The 15,379-nt window shown below is 68.5% G+C and carries 17 protein-coding genes and 1 tRNA gene; 9 read left to right on the top strand and 9 right to left on the bottom strand.

All coding sequences use genetic code 11. The features are described from left to right. Positions 1-118: 118 nt before the first annotated feature. Both QZV72_RS03695 and QZV72_RS03690 read left to right on the top strand, forming a co-directional pair. A complete protein-coding gene (locus QZV72_RS03695; RefSeq protein WP_297005431.1) occupies positions 119-418 on the top strand; it encodes a transposase family protein in 300 nt (99 codons plus the stop codon). 65 nt (positions 419-483) lie between these two features. Next, positions 484-876 (top strand): hypothetical protein, encoded by a 393-nt coding sequence (locus QZV72_RS03690; protein ID WP_297005428.1) that lies wholly within the window; start codon positions 484-486, stop codon positions 874-876. 281 nt (positions 877-1,157) lie between these two features. Here QZV72_RS03690 and QZV72_RS03685 read toward each other — a convergent pair whose 3' ends face one another. From QZV72_RS03685 to nth, 4 genes are read right to left on the bottom strand one after another with little or no spacing between them, the layout of a single operon-like run. Then, positions 1,158-2,366: a MarP family serine protease gene (locus QZV72_RS03685; protein WP_297005425.1), complete on the bottom strand. Its 1,209-nt coding sequence runs from the start codon at positions 2,364-2,366 to the stop codon at positions 1,158-1,160. Continuing rightward, positions 2,363-3,160 (bottom strand): CoA pyrophosphatase, encoded by a 798-nt coding sequence (locus tag QZV72_RS03680; protein WP_297005422.1) that lies wholly within the window; start codon positions 3,158-3,160, stop codon positions 2,363-2,365. The genes QZV72_RS03685 and QZV72_RS03680 overlap by 4 nt, the downstream gene beginning before the upstream one ends. A gap of 20 nt (positions 3,161-3,180) precedes the next feature. Then, a complete protein-coding gene (locus QZV72_RS03675) occupies positions 3,181-3,864 on the bottom strand; it encodes a TlpA disulfide reductase family protein (RefSeq protein ID WP_297005420.1) in 684 nt (227 codons plus the stop codon). Further along, positions 3,861-4,562, bottom strand: a complete 702-nt coding sequence (nth, locus tag QZV72_RS03670) for an endonuclease III (RefSeq protein WP_297005418.1) — start codon at positions 4,560-4,562, stop codon at positions 3,861-3,863. Before nth ends, QZV72_RS03675 begins: the two co-directional genes overlap by 4 nt. 158 nt (positions 4,563-4,720) lie before the next feature. On the opposite strand from nth, the gene glxR reads away from it, so the two are divergent. From glxR to QZV72_RS03655, 3 genes are all read left to right on the top strand, one after another. Further along, positions 4,721-5,404, top strand: coding sequence for a CRP-like cAMP-activated global transcriptional regulator GlxR (gene glxR / locus QZV72_RS03665; RefSeq protein WP_297005414.1), 684 nt, complete (start codon positions 4,721-4,723; stop codon positions 5,402-5,404). A 479-nt stretch (positions 5,405-5,883) separates the two neighbouring features. Next, positions 5,884-6,516 carry a TetR/AcrR family transcriptional regulator gene (locus QZV72_RS03660; RefSeq protein ID WP_297005410.1) on the top strand — a complete coding sequence of 211 codons (633 nt, stop codon included), beginning with the start codon at positions 5,884-5,886 and terminating at the stop codon, positions 6,514-6,516. After that, positions 6,513-7,502: a DMT family transporter gene (locus QZV72_RS03655; protein ID WP_297005408.1), complete on the top strand. Its 990-nt coding sequence runs from the start codon at positions 6,513-6,515 to the stop codon at positions 7,500-7,502. The genes QZV72_RS03660 and QZV72_RS03655 overlap by 4 nt, the downstream gene beginning before the upstream one ends. Here the strand turns inward: QZV72_RS03655 and QZV72_RS03650 are convergent. Further along, positions 7,457-7,882 (bottom strand): MarR family winged helix-turn-helix transcriptional regulator, encoded by a 426-nt coding sequence (locus tag QZV72_RS03650; protein ID WP_297005405.1) that lies wholly within the window; start codon positions 7,880-7,882, stop codon positions 7,457-7,459. The genes QZV72_RS03655 and QZV72_RS03650 overlap by 46 nt on opposite strands. Before the next feature lie 75 nt (positions 7,883-7,957). Here QZV72_RS03650 and QZV72_RS03645 point away from each other — a divergent pair, with 75 nt between their 5' ends. Then, entirely contained in the window at positions 7,958-9,259 is a 1,302-nt protein-coding gene (locus QZV72_RS03645) for a multidrug effflux MFS transporter (protein WP_297005403.1), read from the top strand. A 15-nt stretch (positions 9,260-9,274) separates the two neighbouring features. Here QZV72_RS03645 and QZV72_RS03640 read toward each other — a convergent pair whose 3' ends face one another. From QZV72_RS03640 to QZV72_RS03625, 4 genes are all read right to left on the bottom strand, one after another. Next, on the bottom strand, positions 9,275-10,111 hold the full coding sequence (locus QZV72_RS03640; protein ID WP_297005401.1) for an MBL fold metallo-hydrolase: 837 nt from the start codon (positions 10,109-10,111) through the stop codon (positions 9,275-9,277). Between the two features lie 137 nt (positions 10,112-10,248). Then, positions 10,249-10,725, bottom strand: coding sequence for a RidA family protein (locus QZV72_RS03635; RefSeq protein WP_297005397.1), 477 nt, complete (start codon positions 10,723-10,725; stop codon positions 10,249-10,251). 2 nt (positions 10,726-10,727) lie between these two features. After that, positions 10,728-10,880 carry a DUF4177 domain-containing protein gene (locus tag QZV72_RS03630; RefSeq protein ID WP_297005394.1) on the bottom strand — a complete coding sequence of 51 codons (153 nt, stop codon included), beginning with the start codon at positions 10,878-10,880 and terminating at the stop codon, positions 10,728-10,730. A 64-nt stretch (positions 10,881-10,944) separates the two neighbouring features. Continuing rightward, a complete protein-coding gene (locus QZV72_RS03625) occupies positions 10,945-11,313 on the bottom strand; it encodes a WhiB family transcriptional regulator (RefSeq protein ID WP_297005391.1) in 369 nt (122 codons plus the stop codon). Positions 11,314-11,788: 475 nt separating this feature from the next. Here QZV72_RS03625 and QZV72_RS03620 point away from each other — a divergent pair, with 475 nt between their 5' ends. From QZV72_RS03620 to QZV72_RS03610, 3 genes are all read left to right on the top strand, one after another. Continuing rightward, positions 11,789-13,909, top strand: a complete 2,121-nt coding sequence (locus QZV72_RS03620) for a transglycosylase domain-containing protein (RefSeq protein WP_297005386.1) — start codon at positions 11,789-11,791, stop codon at positions 13,907-13,909. A gap of 215 nt (positions 13,910-14,124) precedes the next feature. Further along, entirely contained in the window at positions 14,125-15,015 is an 891-nt protein-coding gene (locus QZV72_RS03615; RefSeq protein WP_297005434.1) for a metallophosphoesterase, read from the top strand. A 98-nt stretch (positions 15,016-15,113) separates the two neighbouring features. Continuing rightward, positions 15,114-15,187, top strand: a tRNA-Pro gene (locus QZV72_RS03610). Positions 15,188-15,379: the final 192 nt, after the last annotated feature.

Genomic DNA, 15,379 nt, shown 5'->3' with positions numbered 1-15,379 from the left:
GTCCTGTGACCAGTGCAAACATCCACGACACGGCGGAGTAGATACACGACGAGCGTGCCAGTCCAACAGAAGAGGAAAACTCCTACACAGCCATCTTCCAAGGACCACACGCTCGCCGATGTCATCATCTCTGACCGCCCTACGCCCTGTCGAACCGACGGCTCCCCTGTCTCCGCCGCCACTGCCCGACCTGCTTGTTGGGATCCCCGACCACCGCAAAGCCCGCGGCCAACGCAACCAGTTGCCCACTCTGCTACCCGTCGGCTTGGCGGCGGTACCGACCGGGGCGAAATCCTTCACCGCGACCGCCGAGTGGCTCAACGAGCCTGCCACCACCTCCATCGCAGATCTCGGCGTTGATCCGTGGCGACGACCATCGGAGGCGACACTGCACCGAACGTTGCGCCCCTTTACTTAGGGCGAACGAAATACTAACCCCAACACCCAAGGCGGGATGGTGAAATGTCGGACTACCAACTGACAATGAACACGCAGAAGAAGGCCCTTGACCTAGTGAAGTCCAAGGGTGCTGAAAATGCCATAAAGTCCGTACTCCGAAACTATATCGAGCATTTCGGGGACGCCCATCATGTTATTGCCATTATAGATTCCGTCTCAATATCCGAGTCCGGCAATCTCACCTCAGGAGAGTACATGGGCACCATCATGGACCTCGAGGAAAAACTTGAATACCCATATGATAGCTGGGATGACTATCTCTCGGATATGTCCGCTAGTGTCGCTCTGCAGCAAATTCACTTCATGAGTCATCACTCCAATTCTTCAGACATGATATTGACTCTTTGTGAGGGGTTGGTGAGTAGATACTTCACCGAAGAAGACGTGGATAGAGCACTACAAAATTACCCCAAGTAAACCATAGTTTACGTTTCCGATATGATTTCATGGTCCCCGGTGCCCGGCGCTCACCGTTGCCGACCGGCCCGGTCGTGGGGCAGGGCTCGCCCATGTTAACCGGGTAACGGTCCCCCGTAAGCTCACGTTTTCCCTCTATTGGCATCTTATCCAGCAGTCCGGCATCTGCTACTGTCGTCCAGCCCCGTCGAGCTGACAGGAACAGATGCCGCTGGGCAGGGCGCAATGCCGCTGAGCCGCATAACACCACCACGCCACCGTCGCACGGCCCAGCCGAGCACCTACCCCGCCACGCACTGTCGCGTGTCCACCGCGTCCACGTAATCCGCGTCATAGCCCCCCGGCTCACCGACGTGGTCCAGGACCTCCGCCTTCGACAGGGCGTAGCCGGTCTCCGAATCCCCTACGGCGGCACCGAAGACCAGGCCGATCACCTCACCGGCGGCGTTGATCACCGGGCCACCGGAATTACCCTGCACCACTGTGCCGCGCAGCGTGTACGCCTCCCGGTCCACCCGGGTATCCGCGTAGATGTCCGGCCCGGACACGGTGAACAGGTCCCGCACCCGCGCCGGCGTCGCCTCGAACGGGCCACCCAGCGGATAACCCATCACCACGGCGTCATCATTCGGCGCGGCGACCTCCTCAGCCCAGTTCAGCGGAGCCAGACCGGTGTCCGCGGTGACGCGCAGCAGCGCCACGTCCTCCTGCGGGTTGTAGTAGACCACCTGGGCGTCGAACTCACCGTTGACGGTATCGATGCCCACCAGGTCGGTCCCGGCGACCACGTGCGCGTTCGTCATCACCGTGTCCTCGTTCACCAGGAACCCGGAGCCCTGCAGGATCTTCCCGCACTGCTCCGCCTGGCCGACCACGCGCACCACCGACGGCTTCGTCGCCGCCACCTCAGGGGACGCCGCCAGCCCCACATCCGGCTCCCCCACCTCAACGACGGGCACGTCGTCGAAGGGGTCCGTCACCGCCGGGAAGCCCGAATCGGTGAACAACGTCGACGTCCGGTTCGGCAGCGCCTGCAGCCACTCCGGCGCCACGTCACTGACCCCGCGCAGGATCTTCGACCCACGCACCGAGGCCCCCAGCTCACCGGAGTTGTTGCCCGTCACCGGCACAACCACCATCCAGATCACCAGCAGCGTCGTCACGACCTGCACCACCGCACCGACCGCGGAATCCGCCCGCAGCAACGACCGCGTCCGGATGCCGTCGCGCAGCCGCAGGCCCACCCATGAGCCCAGGGAATACCCCAGCACCACTCCCCCGGCGACCACCAGGATCGCCACGAAGAAGCGGGCGGAATCCCCGTCCACCAGGTCCAGGGCGTGCGGCAGCAGCTCCAGTGCAGCCCAGCCGCCGCCGAGCACGCCCACCAGCGACAGCACCGCGGAGAACCCGCCCTGCCGCCAGCCGGTGAACAGTGCGCCGACGGCGGCCAGGGCGATGATGCAGTCGACGATCGTCGAGCCGGTCACCGAAGGTCCTCCGGGGTCAGGTTCTCACCGTTGCGGGACTTCGCGATCGCGTCGAACAGGTCCAGCACCGGGGCAGTCTCCGTCCACGGCCGTTCCCAGCCGCCCAGCTTCAGCAGCCCGTCCACCACCGCGCCGGTGAAACCCCACAGCAGGTAGCCGTCGACGTCGAACGCCGGCGACCGCCACACGTCCACCCCGGGCAGGCCCAGGTGCATCCGACGTGCCGGGTCGACCAGCTCCGCGACCGGCACACTGCGCACCCAGTCGCTCTCCGCGGTCATCGGCGCGACCGGCACCGGCTCCCGCCAGTACCCCAGCACCGGGATGACGGCGTGGTTCGTCCGGTCGATGTACAGCGGATCCATCACCGCCACGGGGTCCACACCCGCCGCGTCCAGCCCGGTCTCCTCGGTCGCCTCCCGCAGCGCGGTGGCGACCGGGTCGGCGTCCGTCGGCTCCCGGTGCCCGCCGGGGAAGGCGAGCTGCCCGGAGTGGCTGCGCAGCGTCGGCGTGCGGTGGGTGAGCATCACCGTCGGGTCCTGCCCCTGCTCCTCACCGAGCAGCACCAGCACCGCGGACGGACGCGGCGGCGTCCCGTCCGGCCCGAGCTCCGGGACCGCACGGTTCATCCCGTGGATCCGGACATCCGTCTCCGGACGCCGCACCCGGTCAACCAGGGGTTCGATCCAGTCCGGCAGTGATGTGGGCAGCTCAGGCTGACGCCGCCCCTCGGCGAGCCAGTCGTCGAGGGTCACGCCGGAGCCGTGGTGGAGCGCGTCTGGTGTGGAAGTCATGGGGAGGCCAGTCTAACGGGTCATACCGCTGCGGCCATAAGTTCCTCGAGCTGCTCCACCGACGTGATCTCACCCGGGTGGAAGGACGCCCGGCTCCCGTCCGCCCGGTAGATCACCGACACGGGGATCACCGCGGGCAGCTCTGCGGCCGCCGCGAACGCCCCGTCGCTGTCCTGGAAGGCCGGCAGCCGGGCGTCCAGGTCCTTGAGCAGGTCCGCGCCGGCCTGCCCCTGACCGTTGGCGTGGACCCCGACGATGTTCCACTCCGGGTGCCTCTCGGCCGCCTCGGTGAGCACCGGCAGTTCCGCCCGGCAGGGCTGGCACCACCAGGCCCACACATTCACCAGCGTGGGCTTACCCGCCAGGGCCCGGGCCATCGAGGCCTCCGCCTCACCACCGCCGTCGGTGAGGCACGGCAGCACGACATCCGAGAGCTCCGAATCCCGCGGCTCCGACCCGTCGCCGGTCGGGCAGGCGATGCGCTGGGCGTCCGCGATGTCGTAGCGGGTGCCGCCGGCGTCCACCGGGCCCGCCGGGATGTCCGCCGACGCGGTTCCGGTGGCACCGGTGGTCGCTGCGGAGGTCGCGGAAGTGGACGTCCCGGCGTCCTCCCCGGCCAGGGAGATGACCACCGGCACAGCGGCGACCCCCAGTCCCACGACCACGGCACCGGCGAGCAGCGCGATGCGCGCCCGGTCACTCATGCCGTCACCAGCTTCCCCGCGTCCGCCACGTCCATCGGCCCCTCGAGCCCCGCCGACGGGCACCGCCGGGCGAGGACGCACACCCCGCACGCCGCCTTGCGCGAGTGGCACACCCGCCGGCCGTGGAATATGAGCCGGTGCGAGAACATCGTCCACTCCTTCTTCTCCACCATCGCGGTAATCTCCCGCTCCACGACCACCGGGTCGGTCTCCGCAGTCAGCCCGAGCCGCCGGACGAGACGCCCCACGTGGGTGTCCACCGGGAACCCGGGCACACCGAAGGCGTTGCCCAGCACCACATTCGCGGTCTTGCGCCCCACCCCGGGCAGTTTCACCAGTTCATCCAGCGTGTCTGGAACCTCGCCGTCGTGGTCCTCGACCAGCGCCGCCCCCATCCTCATGAGGTTGGACGCCTTGTTACGGAAGAACCCGGTCGGCCGGATCAGCTCCTCCAGCCGCGCGCGGTCGGCGGCGGCGTAGGACGCTGCGTCCGGGAACTCGGCGAACAACGCGGGGGTGACCTGGTTGACGCGCTTGTCCGTGCACTGGGCCGACAGCACCGTGGCCACCAGCAGTTCCAGGGGGGTCGTGTAGTCCAACTCGCAGTGCGCATCCGGGTACTCCACGGCCAGCGTACGGTTGACCCACCGGGTGCGGCGGGTACGCGCCAGAGGCGTTTCAGACTTCGGGACAGGCATGACGCACCAGTCTAGCCGCCCGAGTTTCACCCCTGCTCTCCCGGTGACCGTGCACACGCTGTATTCTGTGCGGTAAACCATGATGCCAGGTGTATTGTGACGAACCTGTCACAGCCGGCACCGACGGCAATGCAGCTTCTACAGGAGTCTAACAAGCAATGGGCGAAGTACACGAGATCCTATCCCGTGCAGGCATCTTCCAGGGTGTCGAGTCAGCGGCGGTCAACACGCTGATCGAACAGATGGATTCGACGACCTTCCCCCGAGGCACCACCATCTTCGACGAGGGAGAGCCGGGTGACCGGCTGTTCATCATCATCTCCGGCAAGGTGAAGCTCGCCAGGCACGCCCCTGACGGCCGGGAGAACCTGCTGACGATCATGGGACCGTCCGACATGTTCGGCGAGCTGTCCATCTTCGACCCGGGCCCACGGACCTCGGCGGCGGTGTGCGTCACCGCGGTGACCGCCGCGACGATGGACTCCCAGATGCTGCATGACTGGATCCGCGCCCACCCGGAGATCTCCGAACAGCTGCTGCGGGTGCTGGCCCGCCGTCTGCGCCGCACGAACAACGCCCTGGCCGACCTCATCTTCACCGATGTGCCCGGCCGTGTGGCGAAGGCGCTGCTGCAGCTGGCGAACCGCTTCGGTGTGCAGGAGGGGGGCGCGCTACGCGTGCACCACGACCTCACTCAGGAGGAGATCGCCCAGCTCGTCGGTGCGTCGCGGGAGACCGTGAACAAGGCGCTGGCCGAGTTCGCCCACCGTGGCTGGATCCGTCTGGAGGGCAAGTCGGTGCTCATCTCGGACACCGAACGTCTGGCCAAGCGCGCCCGGTAGCTTTTCCCCAGCTTTCCCCACAGGGCCGGCCCGTTCCCCGGGTCGGCCCTTTTCGTGTGCCCTGCCTTCTGCGCGCCGGCATGCCCCTCTCCCGGCATCCCCTGACATCCCCGTCCTGCAGGGTGGCATTCCGTCCTGCAGGGTGGCATTCCGTCCTGCAGGGTGGCATTCCGTCCTGCAGGGTGGCATTCCGTCCTGTCGCCTCGACCGGGCCGGGCGACAGAACGGGATGCCGCTGTGCCGGAGGGGATGCCACCCAGCTCGCGTCCGCCCGTGCGCGGAGCCTACCCTGGATGACACTGGCCTGCGGACGACGGCCGGCTCGCGTCCGCCCGTGCGCGGAGCCTACGCAAGGTGGGGAGGAGTCCACACGACATCGGCATCCCCGGTGTCACCCGTGACCACCCTTCTCTTGCCATCGTCGACTTAAGTAGGCAGACTGGGCTACCTAGAATCAGGATTCACCCCGGGAGACCAGCTTGAACACCACCGCCACCCCACGACGCCGCCCGGCCAGGGCACGCATCCTCGCCGCCGCCGAGGAACTCTTCTACTCCCACGGCACGGCCGCGACCGGCATCGACACCGTCACCGAGCATGCGAAGGTCGCCCGCAGGAGCCTCTACAACAACTTCGCCTCGAAGGACGAGCTCATCACCGCCTGGCTCGAGCAGCGTCACGCCGACTGGCTCGCCTTCTACACCGCCCGGCGCGACGCGGCCACAGACACCACCACCGGCACAGACACCACCGGCACGACAGTCACAACAACCACCTCAACCACCCATCCCGCCCTCGCGGTGTTCGATGCCTACCTCGACCATGCCGCATCCTCCGGGGAGGGTTTCCGCGGCTGTGGCCTGCTCAACACCGCTGCCGAGTACCCCGTGAACTCTCCTGTCCGCACCATCGTCCGCCGTCACAAGGAAGAGGTTGAGCAGCTGCTCACCGCCGACGCCCCCGAAGACGCCGAACTCCTGTCCTATCTGCTCGAGGGGGCGGTGACCCGGTCGGGGCTCGAAGGAACCCTGACACGGCTGCACCGTGCACGCGACATGGCGTCCGCCGTCCTCGCGGCTCGCCAGGCGGACACACGCCAGGCCGGCAAGTGAACGCCCGGTCCACCCCCTCCACCCTCCCGGCCCTGCTGGCGGTGATGACTACCGCCGTGTTGTGGGGCACGACCGGCACCGCCGCCACCTTCTCCGACGGAGTCGGTCCCTTGGCGACCGGTGCCGCGGCCCTGGGCGTCGGCGGCATCCTTCAGGCGCTCATCGCGCTGCCCGACCTGCGCCGTCACCGGAGGACACTGCTGGAGCGGCGGGGCCTGGTGGCGGTGGGCGCGCTGGCGGTCGTCGTCTACCCCCTGACCTTCTACAGCTCGATGCACCTTGCCGGTGTCGCCGTCGGAACGGTCGTGTCCCTGGCGTCCGCCCCGTTGTTCGCCGGGGTCCTGGAGTGGACGACGACGCGGCGTCCTCCTTCGCGGCGGTGGTTCCTCGCGCTGGTACCGGGTGCGATCGGCGCGGTGCTGCTGTGCACCTCGCACGGTGGCGGGTCCGGGACGGTGGACGCCGACGGAGTGGTTCCCGGTGTCCTGCTAGGGCTGCTGGCCGGGGCATCGTACGCGGTGTATTCCTGGGCGTCGTTCCAGCTGATGGTCTCCACGTCCGCATGCCCCGTCAGCCGCGGTGCCGCCATGGGGTCCGTCTTCGGCCTCGGTGGTCTGATGCTCCTGCCTGTGCTGGCGGTGACCGGGGCGCCGATCCTCGATTCGTGGCAGAACGTCAGTGTCGCCACGTATATGGCGATCGTGCCGATGTTCCTCGGCTATGTCCTCTTCGGGTACGGCCTGACAAGACTGAGCCCGTCCATGGCGACGACGGTGACGCTTCTGGAGCCGGCGGTCGCCGCCCTCTTGGCGGTGGTCGTCATCGGTGAGCAACTCAGTGGCTCCGGCTGGGCGGGGATGGCGTGTGTCGGCCTGGCTCTGGTAGTGCTGGTCGCGCCGCAGCCGAGAGGAAGGGTCCGGCCGAGAAATCGGGGCGTAGCTCAGCCCAGCCCCTCGTCGAGACGGCGCAGCACCGCGGCCAGTTGAGTGTTCTCCGCCGCGTCCGGCAGGAGGCCGGCGAGAGCCCCTGTCCAGCTGTCGCGCACCCGGGCGAGATTTTCGGCGGCGAACGCGGTGGGCAGGATGCGCACCATACGGCCGTCGGCTGCGTCGCGGGTGCGCTCGACGAGTCCCTTGGTCTCGAGGGAGCGCAGTGTGGCGCTCATGTTGCTGCTCTTGAGGTTCAGTGCTGTACGTAACTCGGTGGGGGTGATGCCGGGCATGTCGTCGATACGGGTCATGACCATGCTCTCGAGATGGGTGAGCTCGATCCCCTCACCCGGGCCGGTCAGCTGGATCTTGCGCGCGACCCGCAGCAGCAGGTCGGCGATGTCCCCCGGTGTGTCCCCGGTTCCGGCGTGAGTCATGGAGAGGATCTTACGCACCACCATCTTACTATGCTAGCGTAGCGATGTTTTCATAGGAAGGACACCGTCAGAACCATGCCAGCTCCCCGTACACCCGCCGGCGCACCGCACACGACCGTGCAGCGGACAACAGAACGACAGGAGACAAAGTCCCTCTCCCCCGCCCTCCTCCTCACCCTCGGACTCCTCTCCGCGGTCGCACCCTTCGCCACCGACCTCTATCTGCCGGCCATGCCGCAGATCGTCGACGACCTGTCGACCACCACCTCCGGCGCCCAGTTCTCGCTGACCGCCTTCCTCATCGGTGCCGCCGTGGGCCAGCTGCTCTTCGGACCGCTCTCCGACCGCATCGGACGCCGCCGCCCGCTCCTCATCGGCACCGCCCTCTACCTCCTCGCCTCCGTCGCCGCGGCACTCTCACCCTCGGTCACGCTGCTCGTGGTCTTCCGCCTGGTCCAGGGTGTCTCCGGCGCCGCCGGCATGGTCATCGGACGTGCCGTGGTCACCGACCGGTACCGCGGCACCCAGGCCGCCCAGGCGATGAGCCTGATGATGGTCGTCGGCGGTGTCGCCCCGGTCATCGCCCCGTTCGTCGGTTCCACCCTCGCCGACCCGATCGGCTGGCGCGGCCTGCTGTGGATCGTCGCCGGCCTGGGGCTGGTCGCCCTGGTCTGCATCCTCGCGGTCATCCCCGAGACGCACCCGCACTTCACCGGGAAGGACGCCGCGCAGGACGCCGCCTCCGCTGAGCCCGCTCACACCACAGAAGGCGCTCACACCACTCGAGTCACTCAAACGACCGGTTCCGGCCTGACATCCCGGGCCTTCCTCGCACCGGTGCTCGCCTTCGCGTTCGGATTCGCGACGATGATGGCCTACATCTCCGCGTCCCCGTTCCTGTACCAGAAGTACATGGGCATGGGAACCGTCCAGTACGGTCTTGCGTTCGCCGCGAACGCCCTGGTCCTCATGGTCGTCAGCATCGTCTCGGCGAAGCTCGCCCTGCGGTACCGGGTCCGCACCCTCACCCGGGTCGGCCTGGGCGTCAACCTCCTCGGCAGCCTGCTCTTCGGCCTGCTCGTCGTCGTCGACGCCCCCGCCCCCAGCCTCATGGTCCCGCTGCTGCTCGTCGTCGGATCCCTGGGCCTGGTCCTCGGCAATGCCACCTCACTGGCTCTCAGCGCGGTCCCCGGCGCCTCCGGTGCCGGCTCCGCGATCCTCGGATTCCTGCAGTTCGGCCTCGCCGGTGTGGTCGCACCCCTGGTCGGTGTCAACGGCGAACTCGACCCCGCGCCCCTCGCGGTCGTCATGCTCGTCGCGTCCGTGATCGCCTCGGTGGCGGTCACCGTCTCCCCCGCGAAGGCCTACCGGCTGTAACCCCCGGGGCGCCCCCTAGTTCGTCGGCAGGCCCAGGTAGCGCAGGGTCACCCGGGTGGACTGCTTCGCCGCCGAGCGCAGCACCGGGTCGACGTCAGTGTAGATCTCGTCGACGATCTGCCCGACCGTGGCGTCCTCTCCGAGCGTGGCGACGGCGTCCTTGACCTGGTTGATGCGCTGCTCCCGACGATCGAGGTACTTCTCGACGACCTCGGCGGCGTCCTCCCGGTCCGGGCCGTGACCCGGCAGCAGGCGGACACCGTGACTGCGCTTGTCCAGCAGACGCAGCGAATCAAGGTAGTCCCCCAGGTCACCGCTCGTCTCCGAGATCATCGTGGTGTGCCTGCCTGCCAGTGTGTCGCCGCTGATGATGCCCTCGACATCATCATCGGTGCCGGCCGCGCCACCGTTCCCGTGGACGAAGAAGCAGAGCGAGTCTCCGGTGTGCCCCGGCGTGGCGACGACCTCGATGGTCGGGGTGAGACCGTCAATGCGGATCAGCTCACCGTCGGTGAGCACCTCCCCACCGGTGCACCACCGCTTGTCGGCGGCACGGACCGGGGCGCCGGTGAGCTGGCGGAACCGGGGGGCCCCGTCGGCGTGGTCACCGTGATGGTGGGTGAGCAGGATCAGGGCGATCTTCGCACCCCCGGCCTCGGCCTGCGCCTGAAGCACATTGAGGTGCCCCTCATCCTGGGGGCCCGGATCGACCACGACGGCGGCACGGTCCCCCGGTGCCCGGATGATCCAGGAGTTCGTTCCTTCGAGAGCGGAATAGCTGGGGTTGTCACACAGCACCACACCGGTCGAGGGGGTGACGGGACGCAACTGGCTGTAAGCGGGATGCTCCATGCCTCTGATCCTACGTCCTCACCGGCCGTAGGCGCCGGGACCGCGGGGGTAGGGCCGGGGTATCCGGCCGGCTCACGTCAGGTCCGGCCGGCTCGCGTCAGGTCCGGCCGGCTCGCGTCAGGTCCGGCCGGCTCACGTCAGGGCCTGTCGGAAACCCGGACGATGAGCTCGACCTCCACCGGACTACCCAGCGGCAGTTCGGCGACACCGACGGCACTGCGGGCGTGGGCTCCGGCGTCCCCGAAGATCTCACCGAGCAGTTCCGACGCCCCGTTGATGACGCCCGGCTGGCCGCCGAACCCCGGCGCGGACGCCACGAAGCCGACGACCTTGACGACCTGGATGACCGTGTCGATGCCGACGAGGGCGTCGATCGCGGCCAGGGCGTTGAGGGTGGCGGTGCGGGCGTGAGCCTTCGCGTCCTCCGGCGAGACGGGGGCACCGTCTCCTACAGACCCCGTGGCCGGCAGCACACCGTCGGCGAAGGGCAGCTGTCCGGAGGTGAAGACCAGCTCGCCGCTGCGCAGCGCGGGCACGTAGGCGGCGACCGGGGCGGCGACCGGTGGCAGGGTGATACCGAGTTCCGCGAGACGCCCGGAGACTGTGGCGGGCATGTCTACTTCTCCCGCTTCAGGTAGGCGATGTGCTGTTCCCCGGTCGGACCGGGCAGGACGGTGACGAGTTCCCAGCCGTCCTCACCCCAGGTGTCGAGGATCTGCTTGGTCGCGTGGGTGAGCAGTGGAACGGTGGCGTACTCCCATGTAGTCATGGGCGCAAGAATACTGCACCGGCCACCGCACCGGAGCCTGCCACCGCGTCCGGCACGGAGTCCGCTACTCCGCGGAGGAGGAGAGCTGACCCGCGAAGAAGTCGGCCCAGCTGGTCACCTCGGGGTGCTTGCGGAGCAGGGCGCGGCGCTGGCGCTCGGTCATGCCACCCCAGACACCGAATTCGACGTTGTTGTCGAGGGCGTCCGCCCGGCACTGCAGGACGACCGGGCAGTGACGGCAGATGGCGACAGCCTTGCGCTGGGCGGCCCCGCGGACGAACAGCTCCTCGGGGTCGACGTTGCGGCAGTGCGCCTGGGTGACCCATTCACCGCGGTTGGTGAAGGACTCACGGGTCGTGACCTGACCGGCCGTCCGGCGGACGACCTTGTCGGTGCCATCTGCACGCTCAACGGGACGGAGTGAAGTGGTCATCGGAGAGTCCTCCAGTGATTCGGGGCTCCCGCCGCGGAAAACCTCCTGCGACGGGTCGATCGGAAAGCATGTGTAAGTGTATTCACACAGATTTAGAAGTGTCTAATGGCTCATCCCACTATCGAATGTGGGACAGGTCACGCACTGTGCGACAGTCGGCGCTCCGTGGCGCCTGTGACCACCACCACACGAATAGGGCGATCCGTCAACCCCCCGTCACCCGATTCCGCGTCCCCGCAGGTCACCCACCACCCACCCGGGGTGGTCCGCCGCACGGCCCCGCACCACGACCCTTTACCGCACCCCGTGGTGGCACCGCTCCACTTCCGCCGCATCACCCGCACTGCGAGCACCCCCGTTGTCACCCCCGTCACCAGTTAGCGTTCTCTGCGACGCAGCGTCCGGACCCGACGGAAGCCGGGCGGAAGCCGGGCGGAAGCCGGGGGAAACGCGTGCCACCCGATAGTGTGGCCCCATGACAGGAACGGCCGAGAACCCCCCGCTGCCCCGCCTGCTGACGGCGGTGCTGCTCATCGCCGTGCTCACCGCCGTGGCCGCGCTCCCCGTCGTCGGTGCCGCCACCCTGGTCACCCGCGAAGCCAGCGACACCGTCAACGAGGACTTCCGGGACATCGACGCCAATGCGTCCCTCCCCCTGGTCTCCACCGTCACCGACCGCGACGGCAACGTCCTCGCGCGCCTCTACGACCAGCGCCGCTACCAGGTCGGGTCCGACAGGATCTCGCAGAATCTCAAGGACGCCGTCGTCGCCGTCGAGGACCGGCGCTTCTACGACCATGACGGCGTCGACGTCCGGGGAACACTGCGCGCCCTGGCCGCCAACCTCACCAGCGGCGGGGTGGAGCAGGGCGCGTCCACCCTCGACCAGCAGTACATCAAGAACTACCTGCTGCTCGTCGACGCCGACAATGACGCGGAACGGGACGCCGCCACCGAAACCTCCGCCGGACGCAAGCTCCGCGAGATGAAGCTCGCCATCGAGCTCGACAAGAACTACAGCAAGGACGAGATCCTCACCCGCTACCTCAATCTCGTTCCCTTCGGCCACGGCGCCTACGGCATCGAGGCCGCTGCACGCACCTACTTCGGCACCACCGCCGCAGACCTCACCGTCGCCCAGTCCGCGCTGCTCGCCGGGATGGTGCAGTCCACCACCAATCTCGACCCCTACGCCTACCCGGACGCCGCCCTCTCCCGACGGAACACCGTTCTCGACGCCATGGTCGCCACCGGCGCGATCAGCCCCGCCGACCGGGACACCGCCGCCGCCGAACCGCTCGGCGTCACCGGGGAGCCCACCACCGAACCCTCGGGCTGTATCAGCGCCGGGGACTCCGGCTTCTTCTGCGACTACGTCCTCGACTACCTCGCCGACCACGGCCTTCCCGTGGACAAGCTCAACCGGGGCGGGTACACGGTGAAGACCACTCTCGACCCCGCCACCCAGGAGGCCGCCGTCGCCGCCGTGCGCGACCAGGCCGCCGCCGACGTCGACGGTGTCTCCGTCACCGCCGACTACATCGCCCCCACCGCGGACGCCCACGAGGTCGCCGCCATGGCGTCCTCCCGGATCTACGGACTGGACGCGGACGCCCACCAGACGGTCCTGCCGGTGACCCACTCCATGGTCGGCAACGGGGCGGGCTCGGTGTTCAAGCTCTTCGCCGCCGCCCGGGCACTCGACGAGGGACTGCTCGGTCTCGACGACACGGTGGACGTCCCCGCCCGGATCGAGGTCGGGGGGATGGGCGACGGCGGCGCCGAGGGGTGCCCGCCCGGAAGGTACTGTGTCGAGAACTCGGGGACCTACAAACCCTCCATGACCCTGCGTGAGGCCCTCGCGACCAGCCCGAACACCCCGTTCATCGACATCGCGCAGAAGGTCGGTGTCACGTCGATGGTCGATCTCGCGGTGAAGCTGGGCCTGCGGTCCTACGCCGAGCCCGGCAGCTTCGACGGGGAGACCTCCGTGCAGGACGCCGTCGCCGGGTCCAACATGGGATCGTTCGTCCTCGGCCCCCTGGCCGTCGACCCGCTGGAGCTGGCGAACGTCTCCGCCAGCCTCGCGGACAACGGCCGCTGGTGTGAGCCGCTGCCGGTGCTCGCGGTGACCGACCGGGACGGGCGGGATGTCACCCCGGACACCGCGGACTGCGAGCAGGCGCTCGACAGGAAGGTGGCGAACGCCCTGGCCAACGGCATGAGCGGGGATGCCGGCACCGGCACCGCCGCCGACGCGGCCAGGAGTTCCGGGTGGTCCGGTCCGGTCTCGGCGAAGACCGGGACCACCGAGTCGAACCTGTCCGCCGCCTTCCTCGGATTCATCCCCGGCCTCGCCGGCGCGACGTACGCCTTCAACGACGGTGGCACCGTGGCCGAGCTGTGCACCTCCCCGCTGCGCCAGTGCGGGGCCGGAAACCTCTTCGGCGGCAATGAGCCCGCCCGGGCGTTCTTCCAGACCCTCACCGCCTCCGCGGGACGCTACGGAGGCGGACATCTGCCCGAGCTCGACCCGTCCCACCTGCACGCGCACCGGAGCGGTTCAGGCGACCGGAGCGGTGACCGGGGCCGCTGACGCCCCGTTAGACTGACCGGGTGAGCACTCCTTCCCCGCGCCCCCTGCGTTCCCTGCCTCCTCTGCGTTCCCTGCCTCCTCTGCGTTCCCTGCCTCCTCTGCGTCGCCTGCGCACCTCCGGCCGTTCCCCGGTGCGACCGGCCCCACGGCGGAGACTGCGTCCCGTCCTCCGCGCCACCGCCACCGCCGGCGGGGTTGTCGCCGCCACCGGCGCACTGACGGCCGCCGGCGGGTTCCTCGGGACCCGGGACTTCATTCTGCACGAGGTGACCGCACCGGTCCTGGCGCCGGGCACCTTCGACCGGCTGCGTCGGTTCCACGGCGACACCTGGCCGGCGTCGCGGACCGACTTCACCATCCTGCACGTCTCTGACCTGCACATGCTGGACCACCAGAAGCTCAAGCAGCGGTGGGTGACCTCCCTGGACCAGCTGGATCCGGACCTGGTCGTGAACACCGGCGACAATCTCGGTGAGCAGCGGGCGGTGCCGGGTGTCCTGCGGGCGCTGGGACCGTTGCTGCGACGGCCCGGCGTGTTCGTGTTCGGCAGCAACGACTACTACGCACCGCACCCGGTGAACCCGTTCAACTACCTGTTCGGGAAGAGGAACCGACCGAGCGAGGTCGAGCTGCCGTGGCGGGGAATGCGCGCGGCGTTCCTCGAGCACGGTTGGCAGGACGCCACCCACCGCCGCATCGACTTCGCCGTCGACGGGCTACGGCTCGCGGTGGGCGGGGTCGATGACCCGCACCTGGACCGTGACGACTACGGCGCGCTCGGTGGCGGCCCGAACCCGGACGCTGACCTGGCCGTCGGCCTGGCACACGCACCGGAGCCGCGGGTGCTCGACGACTTCGCCGCCGACGGGTACCAGCTGGCGATGTCCGGGCACACCCACGGTGGGCAGTTGTGTCTGCCTGGCGGCCGGGCGATCGTCACGAACTGCGGGATCGACCGGTCGCGGGTGTCGGGACTGTCCCGGTGGTCCGAGCGGATGCGGCTGCATGTCTCCAACGGGCTGGGGACCTCGAAGTATGTGCCGTTCCGGGTGTTCTGCCGTCCGTCAGCGACGTTGGTGCACGTGGTGGAGCGCCCGTCCACATGATCTGACCTGGCGCTTTGCGTGTTCATGGCCGGGTCGCCTATAGTTTGTCCTCGTTGCGACACGGACCCCACGAATGTGGTGACCGTGCCGTTCCAGACCGGGGTATGGCGCAGCTTGGCAGCGCGCTTCGTTCGGGACGAAGAGGTCGTGGGTTCAAATCCCGCTACCCCGACAGCCAGAGAAACACCCTCTGTCCTGCACCGCAGGCCGGAGGGTGTTTTTCGTTGTGCGGAGTCAGAGTCGGGTTAATGGTCACACTGTGACGTCACCTGCTGCAGCGTCCTTGTGACTACTCCCCGGGTGCACTGTTCCCCGCTGCCAGGGTCACGTCACCCAGCTCCACCTGCCCCAGGACCAGCACCGT

This window comes from uncultured Corynebacterium sp. (assembly GCF_902782855.1).
GTDB lineage: Bacteria > Actinomycetota > Actinomycetes > Mycobacteriales > Mycobacteriaceae > Corynebacterium.
The sequence above is the reverse complement of the archived record's forward strand: the minus strand, read 5'-3'. Positions and strand labels throughout refer to the sequence as shown.

Coding starts and splice junctions, on each gene's coding strand:
- QZV72_RS03695 (WP_297005431.1), top strand. CDS start 119: ATGTCATCATCTCTGACCGCCCTACGCCCTGTCGAACCGACGGCTCCC.
- QZV72_RS03690 (WP_297005428.1), top strand. CDS start 484: ATGAACACGCAGAAGAAGGCCCTTGACCTAGTGAAGTCCAAGGGTGCT.
- QZV72_RS03680 (WP_297005422.1), bottom strand. CDS start 3,160: ATGACTTCCACACCAGACGCGCTCCACCACGGCTCCGGCGTGACCCTC.
- QZV72_RS03675 (WP_297005420.1), bottom strand. CDS start 3,864: ATGAGTGACCGGGCGCGCATCGCGCTGCTCGCCGGTGCCGTGGTCGTG.
- nth (WP_297005418.1), bottom strand. CDS start 4,562: ATGCCTGTCCCGAAGTCTGAAACGCCTCTGGCGCGTACCCGCCGCACC.
- glxR (WP_297005414.1), top strand. CDS start 4,721: ATGGGCGAAGTACACGAGATCCTATCCCGTGCAGGCATCTTCCAGGGT.
- QZV72_RS03650 (WP_297005405.1), bottom strand. CDS start 7,882: ATGACTCACGCCGGAACCGGGGACACACCGGGGGACATCGCCGACCTG.
- QZV72_RS03645 (WP_297005403.1), top strand. CDS start 7,958: ATGCCAGCTCCCCGTACACCCGCCGGCGCACCGCACACGACCGTGCAG.
- QZV72_RS03640 (WP_297005401.1), bottom strand. CDS start 10,111: ATGGAGCATCCCGCTTACAGCCAGTTGCGTCCCGTCACCCCCTCGACC.
- QZV72_RS03635 (WP_297005397.1), bottom strand. CDS start 10,725: ATGCCCGCCACAGTCTCCGGGCGTCTCGCGGAACTCGGTATCACCCTG.
- QZV72_RS03630 (WP_297005394.1), bottom strand. CDS start 10,880: ATGACTACATGGGAGTACGCCACCGTTCCACTGCTCACCCACGCGACC.
- QZV72_RS03625 (WP_297005391.1), bottom strand. CDS start 11,313: ATGACCACTTCACTCCGTCCCGTTGAGCGTGCAGATGGCACCGACAAG.
- QZV72_RS03620 (WP_297005386.1), top strand. CDS start 11,789: ATGACAGGAACGGCCGAGAACCCCCCGCTGCCCCGCCTGCTGACGGCG.